Origin of the sequence: Vibrio sp. 10N.261.55.C5, assembly GCF_041470505.1 — a bacterium.
GTDB lineage: Bacteria > Pseudomonadota > Gammaproteobacteria > Enterobacterales > Vibrionaceae > Vibrio > Vibrio crassostreae_C.
Genome location: NZ_JBFRMS010000012.1, coordinates 193,686 through 220,019, shown reverse-complemented (window position 1 = coordinate 220,019; position 26,334 = coordinate 193,686). Strand labels below are relative to the sequence as shown.

Genomic DNA, 26,334 nt, shown 5'->3' with positions numbered 1-26,334 from the left:
GAACAGTAACAGGAACCACAATGAGTGAAATGACTCAAACTGCCGAAGAGCAGCCAATTGATGAGTTGGTGGGCTGGGTCAAGCAGCATGATTTTTCATTAAACTTGCCACCAGAGCGCTTAGCATTTTTGATTGCTATCGCAGTACTAAGCAATGAAAGGTTCGATGAAGAGTTGGGCGAGGGTGAACTGCACGATGCATTTACCATCGTCACTCGACTGTTTGAAGATACTGGCGAAGCGTCCGCGTTTCGTGCCAACAATGCCATCAACGAGTTAGTTAAACAGAAGTTGATTAGCCGCTTTACCAGCGAAATCACCGATGGTGCGAGTATTTATCGCTTATCACCATTGGCGATTGGTATTTCAGATTATTACTTACGCCACCGTCAGTTCTCTAAGTTAAAACTGTCTATCCAGCTTTCTATGGTTGCGGACGAGATGGCAAAAGCCATTGAAGCAGCACAAAAAGGCGGAACTCCAGGACATTGGAGAAAGAATGTTTACGGCGTGCTCAAGTATTCTGTTGGTGAAATTTTCGATCAGATTGATCTTAACCAACGTGTTATGGATGAGCAGCAGCAAACCGTTAAACAGCAAATTGCCGACCTTTTAAACAAGGATTGGCGAGAGGCGATTAACAACTGTGAAACCTTGCTTTCAGAAACCTCGTCCACACTAAAAGAATTGCAAGACACCTTGCAAGCGGCGGGGGATGAACTGCAAACACAGATCCTCGATATTCAAGAAATTGTTTACGGTGACGATGAACTCGAGTTCGTTGGCGAAACCCTGTTCGGCTTGCAGATGAAGCTAGACCGAATCACCAGTTGGGGCCAACAAGCCATCGATTTATGGATCGGCTACGACCGCCATGTTCACAAGTTCATCCGTACCGCGATTGATATGGATAAAAACCGCGCCTTTAGCCAGCGCTTGCGTCAGTCAGTCACTGACTACTTTGATGCGCCTTGGTTATTGACCTACGCCGATGCTGAGAAGCTGACGGATCTTCGTGATGAAGCGCTCGTGCTTCGTGATGACGAAGTGATGGGACAAGCACCAATCGACGTAGAGTACGAAGAATTTGAGCAAGTAAATGACCTGCTTTCAGATCGAATTGCAGAGATGTTAAAAGCTCACAAACAGCAAGGCGCGCCAATTGATCTTGGCCTTGTGTTACGCGATTACCTCGCTGCACACCCTCGCACACACCATTTTGATTTAGCCAGAATTGTTGTCGACCAAGCCGTACGCTTAGGTTACTCAGAGTCTGACTATCAGGCTATTCAGCCAGATTGGCAGGCAATTAACGATTTCGGTGCAAAGGTACAAGCAAATGTCATTAACAAGTACTGATGATTACATGCCAGAGAAACTGGTAAAAGCGATAGCGAACCCACTGTTCCCTGCGTTAGATAGCATGCTGCGTTCAGGTAAGCATGTTTCAACAGAAGACCTAGATAACCACGCGTTGCTGTCTGATTTTGAAGTTGAGCTTCAGCATTTCTATCAACGCTACAATACGGAACTGGTAAAAGCGCCGGAAGGTTTCTATTACCTGCGTCCGCGTTCTACGTCTCTGATTGGTCGTAGTGTGTTGTCTGAGCTCGACATGTTGGTTGGCAAGGTGTTGTGTTTCTTATACCTAAGCCCAGAACGTCTTGCTCATGAAGGTATCTTCACCAATCAAGAACTGTTTGATGAATTGATGTCGTTAGCGGATGAGAAAAAACTCATGAAGCTAGCAACCAACCGTGCATCTGGTTCTGACTTAGATAAAGAAAAGCTGTTCGAAAAAGTTCGTACTTCTCTGCGTCGTTTACGCCGTATCGGCATGCTGATTGCGATTGGTGAAACGGGCAAGTTCCGTATCAGCGAAGCGGTATTCCGCTTTGGCGCTGACGTTCGTGTTGGTGACGATATGAAAGAAGCGCAATTACGTCTTATCCGTGATGGTGAAGCTGTGGTGCATACCCAAGAGCCTAACCAAGGTAGCTTGTTGAATGAAGAACAAGCGGAAGCTGTATCAGAAGTAGTTGCAGACGTAAACGAAAACGGTCAACAAGACATTTTTAACGATCAAGCTGACTTTGACCTTGAGTCAAACGATGGCGAACAAACAAAAGTAGAAGGTGAAGCATGATTGAAAGAGGTAAGTATCAATCATTAACCATGGTCAACTGGAACGGCTTCTTTGCGCGTACTTTTGATATTGATGGATTGGTTACAACGCTTTCTGGCGGTAACGGTGCAGGTAAGTCGACCACTATGGCGGCATTCATCACAGCGCTGATTCCTGACCAAAGCCTTCTGCATTTCCGTAACACAACGGAAGCGGGTAGCTCACAGTCATCTCGTGATAAAGGCCTTTACGGTAAGCTTCAACCTGGCGCATGTTATGCTGCACTAGATGTTGTGAACTCTCGTAATCAACGCCTATTGTTTGCAGTAAAACTGCAGCAAGTTGCCGGTCGTGACAAGAAAGTAGACATCAAACCGTTCGTAATCCAAGGCCTTCCAAGCCATGTGAAACCAACGGATGTGTTGATTCAGAATGTTTCAGACAGCCACGCTCGCGTATGTCAGTTGAACGACGTGAAAGCGGCGGTTGCACAATACGAAGGCACGCATTTTAAGGCCTTCTCTTCGATTGTTGATTACCACTCGCAAATGTTTGAATACGGTGTGGTACCGAAGAAACTACGTAACAGCAGCGACCGTTCTAAGTTCTACCGCCTAATTGAAGCATCACTTTACGGTGGTATCTCAAGTGCGATTACGCGTTCTCTGCGTGATTACCTGTTACCGCAAAATGGTGGTGTGAAGAAAGCGTTCCAAGACATGGAATCAGCACTACGCGAAAACCGTATGACGCTAGAAGCGATCAAAACGACTCAGTCGGATCGTGATTTGTTTAAGCACTTGATCACTGAATCTACGAACTACGTGGCAGCAGATTACATGCGCCATGCCAACGACCGTCGTAACAAGCTTGATCAAACCATGAAGTTCCGTGGTGAACTGTTTGGTTCGCGTGAAACCTTGCATGATCAAAACAACTTGTTGAACCGTGTTCAAGAAGAATTAGAGCTGTTGGTCGATCAAGAGTCGGCACTAGAGCAAGATTATCAAGCGGCTTCGGATCATCTTCAATTGGTTCAAACTGCACTTCGCCAGCAAGAGAAGATTGCTCGCTATAGCGAAGATCTAGAAGAGCTTAATGAGCGTCTAGAAGAGCAGATGATGGTAGTGGAAGAAGCTCAAGAGCGAGTACTTCTTGCTGAAGAGCAGGCAACCATCACTGAAGAAGAAGTGGATAGCCTGAAAACTCAGCTTGCTGATTACCAACAAGCGTTGGATGTTCAGCAGACTCGTGCACTTCAGTACCAGCAAGCGGTTCAAGCATTAGAGAAAACTAAGCAGTTGCTTGGTGATGAATCGATTACGGCAGAAAGTGCATTAACTCTTGTTTCTGAGCTAAAAGCACAAGAAGAATCAAGCACTCAAGCGCTACTGGCTACTAAGCACAAGCTAGATATGTCTTCTGCAGCTTCAGCACAGTTCGACAAAGCACTGTCTTTAGTTAAGAGCATCGTTGGTGACGTGGAGCGCAAAGAAGCGTCTAGCAGCGCTAAGCAAGCTTTAGAAAAAGGTCGTAACGCAAAACACGTTGTTGAGAACGAACAGCAGTGGCGCGCTCAGCACCGCGACATGGCTCGTGATGTGGCTCAGCAGCGTCAAGCAAAAGAGCTTGCGACTGAATACCAAAAACAGCACAACATCTCACTGACTGATGAAGCGGTTTTCGATGAAGAACGTGAACGTCATGCTATGCAGATCGAGTCCCTTGAGTACGCTCAAGAAGAGCTGCGTGAAGCGAAGAGCGAGCAACGTCGTATACAACAAAACCACGACCAAGAGATTCAAAAACTTGAGTCAATTGCTCCAGCGTGGATCACAGCGAACGACGCACTTGAAGTCCTAAGAGATCAAACAGATGCTGAGCTAGAAGATAGCCAAGCAGTAATGACTCAAATGCAGCAAGTGCTTGAAGACGAAAAGTCTCAAGCGGTAGCGAAAGATCAATTGGCGACGCGTCGTTCTGAACTTGAGCAAGAGATTGAACGCTTAGCTTCTCCGGGTGGCTCTAACGATCCTCGTTTGAAAGGTTTAGCGGATACGCTTGGTGGCGTTCTGCTTTCTGAAATCTACGATGACATCACGATTGGTGATGCGCCGTACTTCAGTGCGATGTACGGCCCAGCTCGTCACGCAATTGTGGTTTCTGATCTTGATGGTATTAAAGAGAAGCTGGTGGATCTTGATGATTGTCCAGAAGACCTTTACATCCTAGAAGGCGATGTCGATGCGTTTGATGACAGTTCATTTAATGCCGATGAGCTTGAAGGCGCAGTATGTGTTCAGCTGAACGATCGCCAAATGCGTTACTCACGTTTCCCTGAGATCCCACTGTTTGGCCGTGCGGCTCGTGAACAACGTCTAGAGAAATTGCGCGAAGAGCGTGATGTTGTTGTTGAGAACCACGCGAAAGCCGCGTTTGACTCTCAAAAGCTGAATCGCCTATATCAAGCATTCAACAGCTTTGTTGCGAAGCACCTGCACGTTGCGTTTAACGCAGACCCAGAACAAGCACTTGCTGCGATTCGTGATAAGCGTAATCAAATTGTTCGTTCTCTGGCTGAGCTTAACTCTAAAGAGCAGCAGCAACGTAGCCAGCTTCTACAAAGCAAGCAGGCACTCGGTGCGCTAGATAAATTAGCACCTATGGTTCGTATTTTAGAAGACGAAACATTGGCTGAGCGCTTAGCTGAATTAGAAGCGCAACTAGAGCGTTTAAGTGAAGCTAAGTCTTACTTGAATAAGCACGGCAAATCGCTTACTTCTCTAGAGCAAATCGTATCTGCACTAGACGCTGACCCAGAGCAATTCGAAGCTTTGGAAGCAGAGTATCGTCAAGCAGACAACGCGCTACAAACGCTAAAAGGCAAAGTGTTCGCACTGTCTGATCTGATTGAGCGTCGTCATTACTTTGCTTACGCGGATTCTGTTGATTTGCTTAATAAGAGCAGTGAACTGAGCGAGCAACTGAAAGCGAAGTTGGTTCAAGCTGAACAAGCAAGAACCAAAGGCCGCGATGGCTTGAAGCAAGCTCGCGAACAGATGAACCAATACAACCAAGTATTGGCGGCACTGAAGAGCTCACATCAAACGAAGCAAGAAACGGTTCAAGAGTTCAAACAAGAGCTACAAGAGTTCGGCGTAAACGCTGACGAAGGCGCTGAAGAGCGTGCTGTACGTCGTCGTGACGAGCTTCAAGAGCGTCTGCACACATCTCGCAGCCGTAAGAGTGAATACGAGCGTACGATTACGTCAACTGAACTTGAGATGAAAGCACTGGCTAAGCGTCTTAAGAAAGTTCAAAAAGAGTACACCGAGCTTCGTACTTTCGTTGTTGCAGCGAAAGCGGGTTGGTGTTCAGTACTTCGCTTAGCTCGTGAAAATGATGTTGAACGTCGTCTTCATAAGCGTGAACTGGCTTACCTAACGGCGGGCGAGCTTCGTTCTATGTCGGATAAATCACTGGGTGCTTTACGTCTAGCTGTAGCTGACAATGACGACCTACGTGATTCGCTGCGTCTATCTGAAGACAACGCACATCCAGAGCGTAAGGTTCTGTTCTACATTGCGGTTTATCAACACCTTCGCGAGCGTATTCGCCAAGACATCATTCATACGGATGATCCGGTTGAAGCAATCGAAGAGATGGAAGTTGAGCTCGCTCGATTAACAGAAGAACTGACGCAGCGTGAAAACCGCTTGGCGATCAGCTCTGAGTCGGTAGCAAGTATCATCAAGAAAACGATTCAGCGCGAGCAGAACCGTATTCGAATGCTGAACCAAGGGCTGTCGAACATCTACTTTGGTCAGGTTAAGGGCGTACGTCTGAACGTTAAGATTCGTGAAAGCCACGAGATCTTGCTATCAGGGCTAGCGACTCAGCAAGAGGAACACAAAGACTTGTTTGAATCAACACGCTTTACCTTCTCAGAAGCGATGGCGAAGTTGTTCCAACGTGTTAACCCACATATCGATATGGGTCAACGTTCTCCACAAGTTCTAGGTGAAGAGTTACTGGATTACCGCAACTACCTAGAATTAAGTGTTGAAGTTAACCGTGGTTCAGACGGTTGGTTACAAGCGGAATCGGGCGCACTGTCTACGGGTGAAGCGATCGGTACTGGTCAGTCTATCCTACTGATGGTTGTTCAGAGCTGGGAAGAAGAGTCTCGTCGACTTCGTAGCAAAGACATCGTTCCATGTCGTTTGTTGTTCCTTGATGAAGCAGCTCGTCTGGATGCGAAATCTATCTCTACCTTGTTCGAACTGTGTGACCGTTTAGGTATGCAACTTTTGATTGCAGCACCAGAGAACATTAGCCCTGAGAAAGGCACAACCTACAAACTGGTTCGTAAGGTCTTTAAAGATCACGAGCACGTACATGTTGTTGGCCTGCGCGGTTTTGCTCAAAACAAACCGGCATCCCCAGTTCAAGAGCTTATTGAAGAAGCTGAGCAATAACCTTGATAGCCGAGTCATAGCCTTGATAGCCGAGCAATAAGCTTGATAACTGAGTTATAAGCTCGAAAGCGACTCAATGATATTTGTACAAAGCCCCTAATCAATAGGGGCTTTTTTGTATCTTGAATCTAATTTCTTACTTCTACAGCAGAACCCCTCCCGCTTAATCCTTTCGTCGACACTGATAAGACCACTAATACATTATGGTTATTATCAATGGAACTTGTTTGAGGTCACACGCACAAAACCACAAATAATGTATGGTAATGACATAGATTTAATAATATTAATAATATTGTATTACTTAAATTTTAATTATTGATAACTCGCGTGTGCGAAAGGTAAAGGTAGGACTTAGGTATGATTCAAATCGTGATTGATGGGAAATATCGAATCGTCGAGCAAGGACAAACCGTTCTTGAAGCGGCAAAAACATGTGGTTTGGAAATCCCATCTTTATGTGGTTTGAACAAAACAGCGGATAAAGTGCCGTGTGATTTGTGTGTCGTTGAAGTTGATGGCGTTGGTGTTACTCGCTCTTGTGAGCTTGAAGTGTCTAATGGGTTGAATATTACCACTCAGTCAAAACAGTTAACGAATCATCGACAAGAAGCGTTGAATCGCATTATGACCGATCACTATGCTGACTGTGAGGCGCCATGCCAAACAGCCTGTCCTGCTGGGGTCGACATCCAATCTTACCTGCACCATATTGCTCAAAATGATCACATCAAAGCGATTGAAGTGATCAAAAAGACATTACCAATGCCGCTTTCAATTGGTCGTGTGTGTCCTGCTTTCTGTGAAACCGAATGTCGTCGTAACTTGGTTGATGAATCCATTGCGATTCGCCAACTCAAACGACACGCTGCCGACGCGGATTTAGCGACTCAAGAGAGCTACATGCCAGCTAAGAAACCAATCAAAGGCAAGAGTATTGCGATTGTTGGTAGTGGCCCCGGTGGGCTTACGGCAGGTTATTACCTATCTAACGAAGGCTATGATGTCAGTGTCTATGAGTCGATGCCGCAAGCGGGTGGTTGGCTGCGTTACGGTATCCCTGAATATCGCTTACCTAAGTCGATTCTAGATAAAGAAATCGAGTTGATGTGTCGCAACGGAATGGTGGTTGAGTGCGGTAAAAAACTCGGTGTTGATTTTACACTATCTGATTTAAGTAACGATTTTGATGCGGTTTGTTTAGCCGTTGGTGCATCGCAAGCGGTCGAGATGAATTACCCGGGTAGCGAACTCGGAGGTTGTTATTTGGGTGTCGATTATCTGAAAGATTACGTGACCGACCAGCAGTACGTCACTGGTAAAAAGGTTGCCGTGATCGGTGGCGGTAATACAGCGATTGACTGTGCTCGAACCGCAGTTCGTGATGGCGCGGATACTACGCTGATTTATCGTCGTACTCGAGATGAGATGCCAGCAGAAGATTACGAAATCGAAGAAGCTGAACATGAGGGTGTGAAGTTCCACTTCTTAACCAACCCTGCAGAAAACATAGCCGATGAAAATGGTCATGTATCAGAAATACGATTAGAACGAATGGCTTTGGGTCCTGCTGATGCTTCAGGCCGCCGCAGCCCTAAACCAACTGGCGAGTTCTTTGTTGAAGCGTTTGATACGGTTATTGCTGCCGTGTCGCAAAAGCCTGATCTGAGCTTTATGGACAATGAAGCGATTGATATTCCTCTTACTCGTTGGAATACCGCAGATGCTGATCCACAAACCATGCATACCGGAACCGGAAATATTTTCAGTATTGGTGATTTCCGACGCGGCCCTGCAACCGCAGTCGAAGCTGTGGGGGATGGGCGTATTGCTGCACAAGCGATCGATCGCTTCTTCCATGGTGATATGGACAATATTCCAGCCAAACCGTTTAACTCAAGAAAGCACAAACAGCTCAAAGCGGTGGATCCTGAGCAATACCAGTCGATACAACGCATGGCTCGTAAGATCATGCCAGAACTAACGCCCGAGCAGCGTGAACAAAGCTTTGATGAAGTAGAAACAGGGTTTGAGAATGCTGATGCAATAGCGGAAGCTGCAAGATGTCTAGAGTGTGGCTGCCAAGCCAATACCGATTGCGACCTACGAGACTACTCGACCGAATACAAAGCAACGCAAACGCATCCAGAGTACAAAATCGATGTGGCTTCGAATGAGAGTTGGCAGGCGATTCGTGCTGAAGAAGCGAAGGTCGGGTTAACAAGGCAAAAATTTTCGGTCGATGACAGTTCTGAGTTCATTATCTTTGACGCCAACCGCTGTATTAGTTGTGGCCAGTGTATTCAAGCATGTCGAGAACAGAATGTTCATGGCGTTCTAAGCTTCATGAATCAATCGGATGGCAAACCTGCATCAAGACCTGAATGTCGCCCTAACTTTGGGGCAGATAAGACCTTAATGGGCGACTCAAACTGCGTTCAATGTGGATCGTGTATTCAGGTGTGTCCAACCGGTGCAATGGTGGATGCTCGCGACAGAAAGCAGGGAGACACAGACGTACTCAAGAAAGTCGATACCATCTGCACCTATTGCGGTGTCGGCTGCAAGCTAACCATGCATATCGATGAGCAGAAAAACAAAATCCGCTATATCGAGGGCGGTGATTCTCCGGTCAACGAGGGCATGCTGTGTGTTAAGGGACGTTTCGGTTTCGACTTCGTCGGCAGTGATGCCCGCCTTACAACACCGTTAATTCGTAAAGATGGCTGGTTACAACCTGCAAGTTGGGATGAGGCAGTTAAGCTTATTGCCGAGAAGTTTACTGCGATTAAGCAAGGCTTTGGCAGTAACGCTTTAGCGGGGTTCTCGTCGGCGAAAACCACCAATGAAGATAACTATGCCTTCCAAAAATTCATACGTCGTGAACTCGGTACCAATAACGTCGATCACTGTGCGCGCCTTTGTCACGCATCTACTGTTACTGGTTTAGAGGCTTCGCTGGGCAGCGGGGCGATGACCAATGATATTCCAAGTATCAAGCACTCAGATGTGATCTTTATTATCGGTTCAGACACGACTTCAGCACACCCAATTATTGGCTCGCACATCAAGCAAGCGGTGAGGCATGGTGGAGCACGATTGATCGTTGCTGATCCAAAACGAATCGATATTGCTGACCATGCTGAGCTTTACTTAGCGCACCGACCGGGTACTGATGTAATGTTGATCAATGGTGTGATGCAGCAAATCATCAAACACGGTTGGTACGACCAAGAGTATATCGAAGACCGTGTGGATGGCTTTGATACCTTGCTTCAAGAGGTAATGTCACCAAGTTATTCACTAGACAAAGTGGAGCTGGTAACTGGCGTTAAAGCGGAAGACATCTTCGCAATGGCGCGATTGATTGGTACTGCAGAGCGTACAGCGGTGTACTACTCGATGGGCATTACGCAACATACCACTGGTCACGATAACGTTCGATCAATCGCTAACCTACAGCTCTTGTGTGGCAATATCGGAATTGAAGGCGGCGGTATCAACCCATTACGTGGTCAATCCAATGTTCAGGGTGCGTGTGACATGGGCGCATTGCCAAATAACCTTCCGGGTTATCAGAAAGTGTACAACCCAATGGTTCGTCAAAAATTCGCGATGGAGTGGGGTGTTTCTGACCTACCGGCTGAAACAGGCTTAACGTTGACCGAAATTATTGATGGAGCGTGTCATCGAGATGTTCGTGGTCTGTACGTAATGGGCGAGAACCCAGTGCTGAGTGACCCGAACCAAGCGCATGTGATTGAAGGTCTTGAAGCGTTAGATTTCCTCGTGGTTCAAGATATTTTCTTAACCGAAACCGCTCAATATGCCGATGTGGTGCTACCGTCTTGCTCGTTTGCTGAGAAGTCTGGTCATTTTACTAATACCGAGCGTCGTGTTCAGCGTATTAACCCGGCGGTATTGCCTCCAGGTGAAGCGAAAGAAGATTGGGTGATTATCCAAATGTTGGCTAATGCGATGGGCGGCAATTGGGAATATGACTCGGTTGCGGACATTACCAATGAGATTGCTCGCGTCACGCCACAATATGGTGGTTTACGTTGGGAAAACATCACGGTTAATGGCGTGCAATGGCCAAGCAATAAAAACAATCCTGATGGCACTCGTATTATGCACCAGACTCAGTTCACTCGTGGACGTGGTCAGATGGAAGCGATTCCGTTTCGATATGCAGCAGAGCTTCCGGATGAAGAGTATCCGTTAGTATTAACGACTGGGCGTATTCTAGAGCAGTTTCATACCGGAACCATGACGCGTAAAACTAAAGGGCTGGATAACTTAGCTGGGCCACGTGCCATGGTGAGTGTTCATGATGCTGAAGCGTTAGGGATCTCGAATGGTCAGATGCTTAAAGTCTCAACACGTCGTGGTGAAATTGAAATCGCGGCTTTTGTAACCAAGCGAATGCAGAAAGGTGTGGTGTTTATTCCCTTCCATTTCGTGGAGTCTCCTGTGAACCGTTTGACGACAACGGCGACCGATCCGCATGCCAAGATCCCTGAGTTTAAGGTTGCGGCAGTGCGCATTGATCCGATTCGTGAGCCTGAAATTGAAGCGACAGAGGCTTAGCCCAATTCGTTAACAAATGGCAGATACTAAAAAGCCGCGTAACTCTCAGAGTTATGCGGCTTATTTATTGAGCTCTATTAGGTATCAAGTGACCTAGTTAGCAAATAGCTCAGTTCGGAACAATCTCGTTACCGTGAACACCGAATTGCTTAGCTGCGTATGCCACGCGCTCTGCAGGTTTCGGGTATTCAGCCGGCGTACCAAGGTTCTCAATATGGTGCAATCGAGGAAGCAGACCAGCACCGTTCGCGATTTGGATAGCCAAACCTGGACGTGCGTTAAGCTCAAGTACCATTGGGCCTTCTTCTTGGTCTAGAACCATGTCAGTACCCATGTAGCCAAGCCCCGTCATTTCCCAAGCGCTTGATGCCAGTGTTAGCAGTTTTTCCCAATGCGGCACTTGAAGTAGCGCCAACTCTTTACCCGTATCTGGGTGGTGAGTGACTGGGTGGTCAAACTGAACCGCACGAACGGCTTTACCCGTCGCAATACAAATACCTACACCTACAGCCCCTTGGTGCAAGTTAGCCTTGCCGTCTGAAGCTGAAGTAGATAAGCGCATCATCGCCATAACAGGGTAGCCCTTGAATACGATGATTCGTACATCTGGCACACCTTCGTAACTGAAGCCATCGAAACACTCATCAAACTTAATGAGGTTTTCAACTACCGCTACATCGTTCTTACCACCAAGTGAGAAAAGGCCTGCAAGAGCGTTACTGATGTGACGCTCTACGTCTTCTTCATTGATAGTCGAACCTGATGGCTTGGTATAAACCCCATCCTTGTGAGATGTCACAACAAGGATGCCTTTACCACCACTACCTTGAGCTGGCTTGATTACGAAACCCGGCCACTCTTTTACCATCTTGTGGATTGTTTTTACTTCAGCTTGGTGACCGATAACGCCAATCAGCTTTGGCACCGTAGCGCCAGCCTGTTCAGCGATGATCTTAGTCTTAAGCTTGTCATCAACGAGTGGATACTTGGAACGATCATTGTAGCGACCAATGTAACTATGGTTACGCTTGTTCATTCCCATTATGCCTTTGTCTTTCAACCTAAACGGTGAAGTAAACTGATCAAACATAACTTAGTCCTCTGCTAGCGGTTTAAAGCGACGAAGCTCAGTTAGACGGTAGCCTGTGTAGTTACCTAGTAGCAAGATGGTCGCTAGAATAACAAGCTGTAAACCAATAAAGTTAAACGTTAAGTGCTGAATGAACGGGTTAGTCATGCCTAAGTAAACAAGAACCGCAGTGAATAGAGAACCACCACCTTGTAGCATTACTTCTTTCGCGCCTTCTTCTTCCCATAGGATAGACATACGTTCGATAGTCCAAGATAGGATGATCATTGGGAAGAACGTAATCGATAGACCTTCAGTCAGACCGACTTTAAACGCGACCACGGTAAACACGGAGATAATCATGATTACCGTAATGATTACGGCGGATATCCTGGCTACCAGTAGCAAGTTGAGTTTGGATAAGTAACTTCGAATAATAAGACCCGTACCGACGATCAGTAGGAAGCCAACAATACCCGTTACCAGTTGTGTTTGAACAAAGGCCACCGCAATCAGAACTGGCATGAACGTACCAGACGTTTTCAAACCGATGATGACACGCAAGAACACAACAATAAGTGCACCGATAGGAATCAGCATGATGGTTTTGAACATCGCTTGCTCTTCTAGCGGTAGGCTGTGAATTGAAAGGTTTAACAGTTGATCAGCAGAGACTTTGCTATTAGTTGCTTCAGTAGGAGTAACCTCCTGCGCAATCATAGAGAAGTGAACTTTACTGTTCTGACCGCCAACCACATCCAGTAGAGAAACGTTTGATTCATCCCAAATAAGCAGATTTGGCTGAACTTGTTGTTCACTTGATTCTGGAGAGAATAGAACCCATTGGTCGTGATCCCAGATCTGGTTCATTTGCTGAATAGATTGACGACGACGTCCATCTTCTAGCTCGATAACGCCAACGACTTTATTGTGGATGTTTGCTGCTGAAAGTAGCTTATGTGTCGCTTCAACTTTGCTCATGTTATTCAGAATCAGCGCTGAGTTTTGGCTGTCTGGGTCATTAAGCGTTTTGATAAGTTCGCGAGTGAAAGTGATGTTGTCTGCTGAGCGTTTAGTTGCTCTGTCAATCAATGCCAACGCAGCAGCTTCTTCAGGACCATCAAAGCTTGGTTGTGTGATTTCGCCTTCTGGTGGTATAGCATCAACTTTCGCTTGGTTATCGACTAGGAATTGAGTCTTATAGTAGATAGTTTGAGGGCCATCAGCATGGCGAATAGACCACTCTGCACGGCGACCTGATTCTGTGTTCAAGTAAGAGATACCGTAACCTGGTGACGAAGCTGATTCACCAATAAGTGTGTAATTAGACTGAGTGTGAGGAGCTGCTAGTGAAACTTTTGCTTCTTTGCCTACTGCGTTGAACTCGATGCGAGCTTCAACGTCCCAAACCTGTCTGGTTTCCCCTGGAGTCCAAGGTACACCGTAGGTCGTATGTCTGAACATACTCAGTGTTATACCTGCCACAATAAGCAGGAATATAGAGATATAAAATGGAATTCTTGACGTCATAGCTTACCCTACTATTGTTATTTAACTTCCGTTTGTACGTACTTTTTACTTACATCTACTAGCGCTATGTCTTTGATAAATTCGCGCCCTAGTAACACAGGGTGACTCATTTGAGAGCGATCCGCCAATGTAAATTGCGCTTTTTCATGGATTTTTCCAACTTTCACCCATAATTCGATCACAGCTCGACGTTCTGCTTGATCATTGGTTGATTGACGGATTTTTACATAACGTACAACAGGCGCTTCAATCCATTTCTGGTCTTCTTTAGCTTGGGCTTTGTCGTCTAGGTGAAATTTAACCCAGTTCTTGCCGTTACGTTCGAATTCTTTGATATCGACAGCGTTTAAAGAAGAGGTGGTTGCACCTGTATCAACACGAGCATCAAAGCTTTGCTTGATAGAGTCGATAAACACTTTTTCGATGCCGCCAAGGATAGTCGGTTGTGATATAGGAGCGATAGGAGCAACGGCAATAGCGACCGGTTCCTCTTCCTCTAGCTCTTCAATAACCTTGTGTTCCATGCTCGTTAGATGGGTATCTAATTGACTAGAAAGGGTAGTAATTTCGTCTTCTAAGCTTTCAATATAGTCACTTTGATTGCTTAGTTGCAGTTCAAGATTTTGAACCTTATTTGCGATGTTTGTCTCTGAGCGGGAAATAGCGTCGAGAGTTTCTTGGTGGTAGGTAGCACCATTTGTAAGAGTACAACCAGAGAGCAAACCAACCGCCACAATAGGCGATAATCGCTTAAACATAAAAAAACCTTTGAGAATTAGAGAATAGTTCAGACCATTTAGAAGTTTAGCCCACAAAAAAGGATGCGTGAAGCATCCTATTGTAAGAGTCTGGTCATATTGAATCGCAATGTGAGCGCTACGCCAATTATTGCTATTTGGAATAGCTCACTTATTAAACATAAGTCAATTTTTGTTCAATTCTTAAGCTAAGGAAGCAAGGTTCACCGCGAAATTAACAGTGGCTTTTTGACCATGCAAGCAATTGTTTTGCTGCCTTAATAGGCTTGTGCTTTATTTACTCAATATGCCACTGCTTTGTGGGCAGTAAATCTATGGCTTTGTTGCTACCAGAATCGCACGTCTCGGTGCAGGGTGACCTTCAACCGTTTTACTTGGATCGTTCGGATCGAGGTAATCTGGAAGAGAGTTGTGTGTCATCCATTCTGTGGTGCGTTGTTCACCAATTGTCGTGACATTTTCGTCAACGATTCGTACGTCTTCAAAACCAACTTGTTCTAGCCAGCGTTTCAGTGCGCGAGCTGAAGGGAAGAAGTAGACGTTTCTCATTTGCGCGTAACGGTCAACCGGAACTAATACTGCGTTCTCATCGCCTTCAATCACCAAGGTTTCAAGAACCAGTTCACCGCCAGACACCAATTGGTCTTTCAGTTGAATCAAGTGGTCCAGTGGTGAACGACGATGGTAAAGCACGCCCATGCTGAATACCGTGTCGTAGGCTTCTAGCTTTGGGAGCTGCTCAATACCTAGAGGTAATAGGTGAGCTCGTTGGTCATCGCCCATCAACTTACGAATTGCTTCAAACTGAACCAAGAATAGGTGGGAAGGATCGATACCAACCGTTAAGCGAGCACCTTCACCCAGCATGCGCCACATGTGGTAACCATTGCCACAACCTACATCGAGAACCGAACGGTTTTTTAATGGAGATATATGTGGAAGCACACGATCCCATTTCCAGTCACTGCGCCACTCTGTATCGATATGGATGTCGTGAACCGTATAAGGACCTTTTCTCCACGGGTGGAAAGTCTTCAATAAGCTTTCTAGCTTTTTCAGTTCGCCTGTGTGGTAGGGCGTAGAACTACCAATCGTCACTGAATTTTTCAGGTCAACTTGATCTGGCACGTCTTGTGGAATCTTGTTTAGTGCACGTAGCCAGCGGTCAAAGTCACCGTGCTCTGCATTTTGCCAATCGGTCAGTTGCTGTGGCAGGACATTTAGCCACGGCTGAAGGCGAGTATCTTGGGCAATAAGTTGATAAAAATTGGCAAAATTAAACATAGGTTTTCACTGAGTTGGTGGTGTAGAAATTAAATTTGTCACTCCATTAAGAGTGTGGACAAACATGCTAGGGAATCTCGTTTATCGTGTTTGATAAGAGATCCCCAATTCGTTTGTTCCTCGCTCTTGAGGATGACATTTTAGTACGTGCTAACGGTGTCGCGACGGTTACGTAATCTAAAATGTTTACTTTATCGCGAACATTGAACCAAAGTTGAAACATTGGAACCAGACTTCGCTGCTTGAGAAGCCAATCTTATCAAATCGCTCTCTGTGAACAGGGATCGAATCCGGGCGCATCACGTTTTCAATTGCGCTACGTTTCTGACTTACTTCTAGCTCGCTGTACCCGTTAGCACGTTTGAAATCATGGTGCAGGTCGATAAGCAGTTCATTTGAGCTTTCATCTTCGAATACGTATTTTTCTGACAGGATTAAGATCCCGCCTGGGCGCAAGCCAGCATGAATTTTCTCAAGCAGAGCGTATCGATCGTCTGGAGAAAGAAATTGCAGCGTAAAGTTAAGCACCACAACAGAAGCGTCTTTGATTTCCACTTCACGGATGTCGGCTTCAATCACTTCTACCGGTGTGTCACTGCGGTAAGCATTAACGTGCAATTTGCAGCGCTCAACCATGGCTTCTGAATTATCGATCGCGAAAATCGTGCAGCCTTCTTGCTGAATGTGACGACGCATAGAAAGTGTCGCAGCACCAAGCGAGCAGCCAAGGTCGTAAATATTTGAGTGTGGCTTTACAAAGCGCTCAGCCAGCATGCCGATTGCAGAGATGATATTGCTATAGCCAGGCACCGAACGTTGAATCATATCCGGAAATACTTCAGCAACCCTTGCATCAAAGGTGAAGTCTCCAATTTTATCAATAGGAGCGGAAAAGATATTGTCTGTGTTGCTCATAGCATTTTCTCTCGACAGTCAGCGTAATTGGCACAAAATTCGTACCAAATAAAAGGGGGCGTATTTTACGTAAAAAAAACGCCACTGTCACGAAAACTGAGATTTAGCTCAAGGTTCGAAGCTACTTACAAGTGAGAGGTTAAAACATCGAGATTTGGTGATTGCCTTTTTGAGCTGGAAACTGAGCCAGTTCGGGCAGTAATAATGATGTATTTTCAGAGACTTGCTTTTGTAGCCTCTTATAAATAGCAATCGCAAGTTCAGGTGCGTGGTTATTGTCTGGGGTGTGGATCATTAAATAGGGCTGCTTGCCTTCATTAAGCCAGTTTGGGATTTTGGCAAACCAAGGCTTAAAAAACTCAATATTAGGTTCTTGGTCTGGGTGACCAATAAATCGAATCATCGGGTTATTGGCGGTAGCAATTGCATGAACAGGAACACGCGGTTTTTTCTGATGCGCATCGATCACCGCTTCTGTGGTGGGTGGCGCAGAGAAAACGGGGCGGCTGTCCATAATGATGCGATTGATGCCTTCCTCAACCAGCCATTGGTTGAAGCGTTTTTCCGCATCGCCCTTATCAAAGAAACCTAAGTGTCGAACTTCGACGCCAAGCTGCATATCTTTTGGGAATAAGGTGCAAAACTTTTGTAGGGCAGGCAGCATGCTGGGCTCAAAACTGTGCGGCAGCTGAATCGTCCATTGACCAATACGGTCATGCAGTGGCGACATCGTCATCAAGAACTCTTTGAGTTCGGCTTGGCAGTGTCTCAGTTGTTGCTGGTGGGTGATGAATTTGGGCAATTTGAAGGTGAACTTGAAATCATCGTGACTGGCGGCTTTCCAATTGTGAACGGTAGACATACTTGGCGTAGCGTAAAAGGTGGTGTTGCCCTCAACGGTATGGAAAACTTGGGTGTATTTTTCCAAGCGTTCGGCAGGCTTGGTGCCTTTACCGTAGAACTGACTTTGCCACTCAGAATGAGACCACATAGTTAATCCAAGTCTTAGAGGTAAAGTTTCTGTTGTTATTACACGATTATCCATCTATTACACCGTTATCCATCACGCCATCAGTCATTACAAAAAGTTTTTGGGTTGAAACGAAAATCTACTTTACGAGAGTTTTGCTGATTAAGGTACTTTCGAGATATAATTATCGCAATTTTTTCGGTTTTGATGAATCTTTGCGCACTTGATGGGCTAAAAAGCAGCAAAGCCAGATAAAACACAATAAATTCGAATGTGGAAGGTCGATTTTAAGCGAGTTTCCGCGTATAAATGTTCCTTTGCTCTGTTGTGTGGAATGACCACTGACAGCTTGGAAATTAGTAAATAATTAAGAGATTGGGAAATTCATTATGCGTACCCATTACTGTGGTAACCTGAACAAGTCCCTGGCGGGACAAACTGTAGAATTGTGCGGCTGGGTAAACCGTCGCCGTGATTTAGGCGGTCTTATCTTTATTGATATGCGTGATCGTGAAGGCATCGTTCAGGTTGTTGTCGATCCAGATATGAAAGATATCTTCCCGATCGCTAACCAACTGCGTAATGAATTCTGTATCAAGTTTACTGGTGAAGTACGTGTTCGCCCGGACAGCCAAGTAAATAAAGACATGGCTACTGGTGAAGTAGAACTTTACGCGACCGGTCTAGAGATCATCAACCGTTCAGAAGCGCTTCCACTAGACTTCAACCAAACGAACTCTGAAGAGCAGCGTCTTAAGTACCGTTACATCGATCTTCGTCGTCCAGAAATGAGCGACCGTATCAAGCTTCGTGCACGTGCTTCTAGCTTCGTTCGTCGTTTCCTTGATGAGAACCTGTTCCTAGACATCGAAACGCCAGTACTAACGAAAGCGACACCAGAAGGTGCTCGTGACTACCTAGTACCAAGCCGTGTTCACAAAGGTAGCTTCTACGCACTTCCTCAATCTCCTCAGCTGTTCAAGCAACTGCTGATGATGTCTGGTTTTGACCGTTACTACCAAATCGTTAAATGTTTCCGTGATGAAGATTTACGTGCTGACCGTCAGCCTGAATTTACTCAAATCGATATCGAAACATCTTTCATGACTTCTCAAGAAGTACGTAACGTGACTGAGAAGCTTGTTCACGATATGTGGAAAGAACTTCTAGATGTTGAACTAGGTCAATTCCCAGTAATGCCTTTCTCTGAAGCGATTCGTCGTTTCGGTTCTGATAAGCCAGATCTACGTAACCCACTAGAGCTAGTTGACGTTGCTGACTTGGTTAAAGATGTTGAATTCAAGGTATTCTCTGGCCCAGCTAACGACGAAAAAGGTCGCGTAGCAGTTATCCGTGTTCCAGGTGGTGCTAAGCTAACTCGTAAGCAAATCGACGGCTACGCTGAACACGTAAACATCTACGGCGCGAAAGGCCTAGCTTGGATGAAGGTTAACGACCGTGCTGCAGGCATGGAAGGTATTCAATCTCCAGTTGCTAAATTCCTAAGCGAAGACGTAATCAACGGTATTCTAGATCGTACTCAAGCTGAATCTGGCGATATCATTCTGTTCGGCGCAGACAAAGCGGGCATCGTTGCTGAAGCAATGGGCGCACTTCGTCTTAAACTAGGTACGGATCTAGAGCTAACAGACACATCTGCATGGGCTCCACTGTGGGTTGTTGACTTCCCAATGTTCGAAGAAGACGGCGAAGGTAACCTACACGCAATGCACCACCCATTCACATCACCACTAGGTGTGAACGCGGAAGAGCTAAAAGCGAACCCAGCAGCAGCAAATTCTGATGCATACGACATGGTAATCAACGGCTACGAAGTAGGCGGCGGTTCTGTACGTATCCACAACGCAGAAATGCAAACAGCGGTATTTGGTATCCTAGGTATCGAAGCACAAGAGCAACAAGAGAAGTTCGGCTTCCTACTTGAAGCGCTTAAGTACGGCACGCCACCGCACGCTGGTCTAGCATTCGGTCTTGACCGTCTAGCAATGCTGCTTTGTGGTACTGAGAACATCCGTGACGTTATCGCATTTCCGAAAACAACAGCTGCAGCATGTCTGTTAACAGACGCGCCAAGCCTAGCAAACCCAGCATCACTGGAAGAGCTAGCAATCGCTGTTAACTTAGCTAAGAAAGAAGACTAATCAAACGATTAAGCTCAGCTTTCTAATCAAGCAGTGAGTTTTCGATAGAGCTTAAGTCTTAGATAGCACTTTAGCTTTCAACAAAACTTAGTTTTTGATAGAACTTTTTCTTTCGCAGAACAACGAAATGCCCGTTAATTTGACGGGCATTTTTTTTTGCGTCCGATATACTAAGCTCATAAAGCATGTATAAATAATCAGTATTTGAAGTTATGTCTATTATCTTAGGGATTGACCCTGGCTCTCGCATTACCGGCTATGGCGTGATTCGTCAAAATGGTCGCCATCTATATTACTTAGGTAGCGGTTGTATTCGCACGTCAGAAAAAGAATTGCCGGGTCGCTTAAAGCAGATCTATGCCGGTGTGAGCGAAATCATCACCCAGTTCCAGCCTGACGTATTCGCGATCGAACAAGTGTTCATGGCGAAGAATGCTGATTCAGCACTTAAACTTGGTCAAGCGCGTGGTAGTGCGATAGTGGCTGCGGTGAATGCAGACTTGCCTGTACATGAATACGCGGCTCGTTTAATTAAGCAAGCGGTGACGGGTAATGGTGGTGCGGACAAGTCTATGGTTCAGAACATGGTGATGAGCATGCTTAAGTTACCCGCTAAACCACAGGCCGATGCTGCCGATGCTCTAGGCGTAGCGATCACTCACGCTAACACCAATAAAACTTTGATAGCGCTTGCGGGTAAAGCAACAGGTGCAAGAAAAGGGCGTTACCGATAACCTAGGCTATGGCGTTTCTGAAGCCAGAATCATTCGGTTTCTCAAGCTAAGCAAGCTTAAATAAATCATCCCAATAAACACAAAGAACTGGATAAGCATCCAGTTCTTTTATATTCTGTCCCTCAAATTATATTCCATCAAGAGAGTGAATTGTGATCGGACGTCTACGCGGTACATTAATAGAAAAACAGCCACCAGAATTACTAATCGAAGTGAGTGGTGTTGGTTATGAAGTTCAAATGCCAATGAGCTGTTTTTACGAATTACCAAACGTGGGCGAAGAGGCAATCATCTACACGCACTTTGTTGTACGTGAAGATGCGCAGCTACTTTATGGTTTTAACACGGTTAAAGAGCGTGCGCTGTTCCGTGAAGTGATCAAAGCGAACGGTGTGGGCCCTAAGCTAGGCCTTGGCATTCTTTCAGGCATGACGGCTAGCCAGTTTGTTCAAAGTGTTGAACGTGAAGATATCTCGACGCTGGTTAAACTTCCGGGTGTGGGTAAGAAAACCGCTGAACGTCTGGTTGTTGAAATGAAAGACCGCCTGAAAGGGTGGGGCGCGGGTGACTTGTTTACTCCAGCGACAGATGCAGCTCCGATTGATTCTATGCCAACCGTTCACGACGCGGAAGAAGAAGCGGTAAGTGCGCTACTTGCATTAGGCTACAAGCCGACTCAAGCTTCCAAGGTGGTTTCTCAAGTGGCTAAAGATGGCATGACCAGCGAACAGTTGATTCGCGAAGCTCTGAAATCGATGGTTTAATACCCAATATACTTGTTCGACAAAATAGACTCATTCACTTTGCCTTTACACAGAGTCAAGAAGCGCAGAGTCAACAAGAGCATAGTTAGGAATAGCAGAATTTATGATTGAAGCCGATCGCCTTATTGCACCGGATAACCCAGTATTCAAAGATGAAGATGTCATTGATCGTGCAATACGCCCTAAAGCACTGGCTGACTATCAAGGTCAGGATCACGTTCGTGGCCAGATGGAGATTTTCATCAAAGCGGCACAACTGCGTAACGAGGCGCTCGACCATCTGTTGATATTTGGCCCTCCAGGCTTGGGTAAAACCACGTTGGCGAACATTGTTGCCAATGAGATGGATGTCAACATTCGTACGACTTCAGGCCCTGTTCTAGAAAAAGCAGGCGACCTAGCGGCGTTACTGACCAATCTCGAAGAAAATGATGTCCTGTTCATTGATGAGATTCACCGTTTAAGCCCTGTGGTTGAAGAGGTGTTGTACCCTGCAATGGAAGACTACCAATTAGATATCATGATTGGTGAAGGCCCAGCGGCACGCTCTATCAAGATTGACCTTCCTCCTTTTACTTTGATTGGCGCAACCACTCGTGCTGGCTCACTGACATCGCCGTTACGTGACCGTTTTGGTATTACTCAGCGTCTTGAGTACTACAAGGTTGAAGACCTACAAAACATCGTTCAGCGCAGTGCAGATTGCCTTGGTCTTTCTATGGAGTCCGAAGGGGCGCTAGAAGTTGCTCGCCGAGCTCGTGGTACGCCACGTATTGCTAACCGTCTACTGCGCCGTGTTCGTGATTATGCGGAAGTAAAAGGCGACGGGCATATTTGTCCGGAGGTTGCTGACAAAGCGCTAAACATGTTGGATGTCGATGCTAAAGGTTTCGACTACATGGATAGAAAGCTTCTGCTGGCGATTATGGAGAAGTTTGGTGGTGGTCCGGTAGGTATCGACAACATGGCTGCCGCGATTGGTGAAGAGAGAGACACTATTGAAGATGTGTTAGAACCTTACTTGATTCAACAAGGTTACCTACAAAGGACGCCAAGAGGTCGAATCGCGACCGACAGAGCGTATTTACACTTTGGAATAGATAAACCCTCCAATCGTTAAATTATTCATTTTTAAAGATCCCAGTTGCATAAGCGCTGGTTTTTTTTTGCTTTTTACTGAATAACAACTCTTTGAGCGAGTCGATAAAAAGATCGAAAAGGGAGCTTCAAAAATGGAAACTTTGATTTCAGGTTTGATTTAGATAACAGGAAATGAAATAAGTTGTCATATTTTTTGTTAATACTTTATAGGTAGTTGTAATTCGGATGTTGAGGTGGTGCTGAGCATTTGTCACAGATATCATGCGCTGTTATTAAGACAAGCATAATTGGTGTGATTTTAATCATAATTGTACAAAAATAACTCTAATTTGCTCAAATAAATTTGATACAAATCAACGCAGGGTTCTCCCATAAACCTTTTGAAACATACTGATTTTACCAGTAATATTAGCGCCAGCTATATTAGCTCATGCTTAACAATAATCTAACTATAACGGTACGTTTTTGCTACAAATTTCAATTTGTAATAACAATTACATAAATTGTTTTAACATGGATTTTTGCGGTGAATAATCACACAAGTGTCATTCAGCCGACACAAAGGAGTTACCATGATTGATGTTGTTGATCTGTCGCGATTGCAGTTTGCATTTACAGCGATGTATCACTTCCTATTTGTTCCACTGACTTTAGGTATGGCATTTCTACTTGCCATTATGGAGTCAGTTTATGTAATGACTGGCAAGCAAATTTACAAGGACATGACCAAGTTCTGGGGTAAATTGTTTGGTATTAACTTTGCTCTTGGTGTAGCGACAGGCTTAACCATGGAGTTCCAGTTTGGTACTAACTGGTCTTACTATTCTCACTATGTTGGCGACATTTTTGGTGCTCCGCTAGCTATCGAAGCGCTTGTTGCATTCTTCCTAGAGTCTACTTTTGTTGGCCTATTCTTCTTCGGTTGGGACAGACTGTCAAAGCGTCAGCACTTAGCGGTAACTTGGTTAGTAGCACTTGGCTCTAACTTCTCTGCGCTTTGGATCTTGGTAGCAAACGGCTGGATGCAAAACCCAGTGGGTGCGGAATTTAACTTTGAAACTATGCGTATGGAAATGGTGAGCTTCGCTGAAGTTGTACTAAACCCAGTAGCACAAGTTAAATTCGTACACACAGTAGCGTCTGGTTACACAACGGGTGCAATGTTCATCCTTGGTATCAGCTCATACTACATTCTTAAAGGTCGTGACCTTGCCTTTGCTCGTCGTTCTTTCGCGATTGCAGCGTCTTTCGGTATGGCGGCGATCTTGTCAGTAATCGTACTAGGTGATGAATCTGGTTACGAGCTTGGTGAAGTTCAAAAAGTGAAGCTCGCTGCTGTAGAAGCGGAATGGCACACTGAAGAAGCACCAGCAGCATTTACTGTTTTTGGTATTCCGAACCAAGAGACAATGAATACTGACTACGCAATTAAAATTCCTTACGTAATGGGTATCATCGCAACGCGTTCGCTTGATACTGAAGTAACGGGCCTACGTGACCTACGTGATGACCACGTTGATCGTATCCGTACTGGTATGTACGCGTACGAGCTGCTTGAAAAGCTACGTGCAGGCGATAAGTCTGAAGAAAACATGGCTGCGTTCGACGAAGTGAAAGGTGACCTAGGTTACGGCTTGCTTCTTAAGCGCTACACAGACGACGTTGTTGATGCAACTGAAGACCAAATCCAAATGGCTGCGGATGATTCTATCCCAACAGTTTGGCCTCTATTCTGGTCATTCCGTCTGATGGTTGCTTGTGGCTTCATCATGCTGTTTGTATTCGGTGCTGCGTTTGTTCAAACGTGTCGTCAGAAAATCGAACAGAAACCATGGGTACTTAAAGCTGCGCTATTCTCAATCCCACTTCCTTGGATTGCGATTGAAGCAGGTTGGTTCGTTGCTGAGTTTGGTCGTCAACCATGGGCGGTTGGTGAAATCCTACCGGTTAACGTTGCTGCATCAGCACTGACTATTGAACAGCTTTGGACTTCTCTATTCGCTATCCTGGCACTTTACACAGTGTTCTTGATTGCTGAAGTTTACCTAATGCTGAAATTCGCACGTAAAGGTCCAAGTAGCTTGAAGACAGGCCGTTACCACTTCGAACAAAACGATAACTCTGTTGAAGACAAAGTTAGCCGTTCAGTTGAAGTATAAGTGAGGGAATATTATGTTTGATTACGAAAGCTTACGACTTATTTGGTGGGTATTGATCGGTGTTCTACTGGTTGGTTTCGCCGTAACTGATGGCTTTGATATGGGTGTTGCCGCTCTGTCACCTGTTATCGGTAAGAGCGACACTGAACGTCGTATTATGCTAAACACGATTGCCCCTCACTGGGATGGTAACCAAGTTTGGCTTATCACTGCGGGTGGTGCATTGTTTGCTGCATGGCCACTGGTTTACGCGACGTCTTTCTCTGGTTTTTACTTCGCAATGTACGTAACGCTAGCTGCACTTTGGTTACGTCCACTTGCTCTTGACTACCGTTCAAAGATCGAAGATCCAAAATGGCGCAAAACTTGGGACTACGCACTTTGCTTTAGTGGCGCAGTACCACCAATCATTTTCGGTGTGGCATTTGGTAACCTACTACAAGGTGTTCCATTTGAACTGAACGAATTTATGATGTCTAAGTACCATGGTACGTTCTTCGCTCTGCTTAACCCATTTGCATTGCTTTGTGGTGTGTTGGCTCTGATGTTGTTCGTGATGCAAGGTGCAACATGGCTTCAAATGAAGACAACAGAAGCGCTGCACGCTCGTGCTCGTAACGTTGCTCAGATCACTGGCCTAATTGCTATTGCTCTATTCGTTATTGGTGGTTTCTGGGTTCAATCTATCGAAGGCTATGTAATTACGAGCACTATCGATACGTTTGCTGACTCAAACCCACTAAACAAAGAAGTATCACTTCAAATGGGTGCTTGGATGACAAACTTCGAAACTTATCCAGCAATGTGGGCTGCGCCGATCCTTGGTGTAGCAATGCCACTGCTTGCTGTGATTGCATCTCGCTTTGAGCGTGGTGGTTTCGCATTCTTGTTCTCAAGCCTATCGAACGCTGGTGTTATTCTAACGGCTGGTTTTGCAATGTTCCCATTCGTAATGCCATCAAGCCTGAACCCTAACCAAAGCTTGACTATGTGGGATTCAACAGCGAGTGAGCTAACGCTTGGTCTTATGACTGTCGTTGCGGCGGTAATGGTTCCTGTGATTCTTGGCTACACAACTTGGACATACTACAAAATGTTCGGTCGTCTAGATAAGAAACACATCGAAGATAACGACGTTTCAGCTTACTAAGCTAGAAGTTAAATAACTTAGGAGAAATTTTATGTGGTATTTCGCATGGATTTTGGGTGTACTTCTAGCATGTGCATTCGGCATCATCAATGCTCTATGGCTAGAGCATTCAGAAATGATGGACAAAGACAGTGAGTAATCTCGCAGAGCAAATCGCTAAGCTGCATCAACCAATGGATAAGACTCTGCTTAGAGCCTTAGCCCTAGTATTGGGTTTCATGCATGTGGGTTTAGTGATGTGGGATCCTGAAGCGTATGCGACAAGCATCGGTGGCTTTAACGCAATCATCGGGCCAATGTTCATTTGGGCAGTATGCTCAAGCATGGTTTACGGTATCGGATTTAAGCCAAGAGCTTGGATGTGGCAGCTACTGTTTAGCCCATATGTTTCACTCACAATTTTGCTCTACCTAACGACGCTGCGCCTTCTATAAAAGGCAAAGGATTTAGGTTCATAACAACGTGAGCCTTTATACTTGTTGGGTTTTTAGCCAAAAAGAGGTCATCTTATACAGATGGCCTTTTTTTTCGTCTCTCAAATCAAAA

Annotated in this window: 18 protein-coding genes; 12 read left to right on the top strand and 6 right to left on the bottom strand. The window is 45.5% G+C overall.

Annotation, left to right across the window (positions count from 1 at the left end; translation table 11 throughout):
• Positions 1-20 precede the first annotated feature (20 nt).
• The 4 genes from mukF (at position 21) to fdhF (ending at position 11,192) form a co-directional block, all read left to right on the top strand.
• The gene (gene mukF / locus AB4263_RS05640; RefSeq protein ID WP_017055049.1) at positions 21-1,358 is read left to right on the top strand and encodes a chromosome partition protein MukF; all 1,338 of its coding nucleotides are present in this window, start codon (positions 21-23) and stop codon (positions 1,356-1,358) included.
• Positions 1,339-2,145 (top strand): chromosome partition protein MukE, encoded by an 807-nt coding sequence (gene mukE / locus AB4263_RS05635; RefSeq protein WP_102427849.1) that lies wholly within the window; start codon positions 1,339-1,341, stop codon positions 2,143-2,145. Before mukF ends, mukE begins: the two co-directional genes overlap by 20 nt.
• On the top strand, positions 2,142-6,602 hold the full coding sequence (gene mukB / locus AB4263_RS05630) for a chromosome partition protein MukB (protein WP_372097838.1): 4,461 nt from the start codon (positions 2,142-2,144) through the stop codon (positions 6,600-6,602). The genes mukE and mukB overlap by 4 nt, the downstream gene beginning before the upstream one ends.
• A gap of 360 nt (positions 6,603-6,962) precedes the next feature.
• Positions 6,963-11,192, top strand: coding sequence for a formate dehydrogenase subunit alpha (gene fdhF, locus AB4263_RS05625; RefSeq protein ID WP_372097836.1), 4,230 nt, complete (start codon positions 6,963-6,965; stop codon positions 11,190-11,192).
• 109 nt (positions 11,193-11,301) lie between these two features.
• Here the strand turns inward: fdhF and AB4263_RS05620 are convergent, their stop codons facing one another.
• The 6 genes from AB4263_RS05620 to AB4263_RS05595 all read right to left on the bottom strand — a co-directional run bounded on the left by AB4263_RS05620 (position 11,302) and on the right by AB4263_RS05595 (position 17,793).
• Entirely contained in the window at positions 11,302-12,282 is a 981-nt protein-coding gene (locus AB4263_RS05620) for an alpha-L-glutamate ligase-like protein (RefSeq protein WP_026084277.1), read from the bottom strand.
• 3 nt (positions 12,283-12,285) lie between these two features.
• Positions 12,286-13,791, bottom strand: a complete 1,506-nt coding sequence (locus AB4263_RS05615; RefSeq protein ID WP_372054614.1) for an inactive transglutaminase family protein — start codon at positions 13,789-13,791, stop codon at positions 12,286-12,288.
• A 17-nt stretch (positions 13,792-13,808) separates the two neighbouring features.
• A complete protein-coding gene (locus AB4263_RS05610) occupies positions 13,809-14,549 on the bottom strand; it encodes an ATP-dependent zinc protease (protein ID WP_017062085.1) in 741 nt (246 codons plus the stop codon).
• A 312-nt stretch (positions 14,550-14,861) separates the two neighbouring features.
• Positions 14,862-15,833 (bottom strand): tRNA 5-methoxyuridine(34)/uridine 5-oxyacetic acid(34) synthase CmoB, encoded by a 972-nt coding sequence (cmoB, locus tag AB4263_RS05605; protein WP_017062084.1) that lies wholly within the window; start codon positions 15,831-15,833, stop codon positions 14,862-14,864.
• Between the two features lie 186 nt (positions 15,834-16,019).
• Positions 16,020-16,748, bottom strand: coding sequence for a carboxy-S-adenosyl-L-methionine synthase CmoA (gene cmoA, locus AB4263_RS05600; RefSeq protein ID WP_017062083.1), 729 nt, complete (start codon positions 16,746-16,748; stop codon positions 16,020-16,022).
• A 139-nt stretch (positions 16,749-16,887) separates the two neighbouring features.
• Entirely contained in the window at positions 16,888-17,793 is a 906-nt protein-coding gene (locus AB4263_RS05595; RefSeq protein ID WP_029235140.1) for a DUF72 domain-containing protein, read from the bottom strand.
• Positions 17,794-18,107: 314 nt separating this feature from the next.
• Between AB4263_RS05595 and aspS the strand changes: the two genes are divergently transcribed.
• The 8 genes from aspS to ybgE all read left to right on the top strand — a co-directional run bounded on the left by aspS (position 18,108) and on the right by ybgE (position 26,222).
• On the top strand, positions 18,108-19,880 hold the full coding sequence (gene aspS, locus AB4263_RS05590; RefSeq protein WP_017072253.1) for an aspartate--tRNA ligase: 1,773 nt from the start codon (positions 18,108-18,110) through the stop codon (positions 19,878-19,880).
• 212 nt (positions 19,881-20,092) lie between these two features.
• A complete protein-coding gene (ruvC, locus tag AB4263_RS05585; RefSeq protein WP_008219936.1) occupies positions 20,093-20,614 on the top strand; it encodes a crossover junction endodeoxyribonuclease RuvC in 522 nt (173 codons plus the stop codon).
• A 152-nt stretch (positions 20,615-20,766) separates the two neighbouring features.
• A complete protein-coding gene (gene ruvA / locus AB4263_RS05580; protein WP_017062079.1) occupies positions 20,767-21,378 on the top strand; it encodes a Holliday junction branch migration protein RuvA in 612 nt (203 codons plus the stop codon).
• A 103-nt stretch (positions 21,379-21,481) separates the two neighbouring features.
• Positions 21,482-22,498, top strand: coding sequence for a Holliday junction branch migration DNA helicase RuvB (ruvB, locus tag AB4263_RS05575; RefSeq protein WP_017062078.1), 1,017 nt, complete (start codon positions 21,482-21,484; stop codon positions 22,496-22,498).
• 553 nt (positions 22,499-23,051) lie between these two features.
• Positions 23,052-24,638: a cytochrome ubiquinol oxidase subunit I gene (cydA, locus tag AB4263_RS05570; RefSeq protein ID WP_017062077.1), complete on the top strand. Its 1,587-nt coding sequence runs from the start codon at positions 23,052-23,054 to the stop codon at positions 24,636-24,638.
• 13 nt (positions 24,639-24,651) lie between these two features.
• Positions 24,652-25,788 (top strand): cytochrome d ubiquinol oxidase subunit II, encoded by a 1,137-nt coding sequence (cydB, locus tag AB4263_RS05565; protein ID WP_372097834.1) that lies wholly within the window; start codon positions 24,652-24,654, stop codon positions 25,786-25,788.
• A 31-nt stretch (positions 25,789-25,819) separates the two neighbouring features.
• Positions 25,820-25,927, top strand: a complete 108-nt coding sequence (cydX, locus tag AB4263_RS05560; RefSeq protein WP_000270284.1) for a cytochrome bd-I oxidase subunit CydX — start codon at positions 25,820-25,822, stop codon at positions 25,925-25,927.
• Entirely contained in the window at positions 25,920-26,222 is a 303-nt protein-coding gene (ybgE, locus tag AB4263_RS05555) for a cyd operon protein YbgE (RefSeq protein ID WP_017070009.1), read from the top strand. Before cydX ends, ybgE begins: the two co-directional genes overlap by 8 nt.
• Positions 26,223-26,334: the final 112 nt, after the last annotated feature.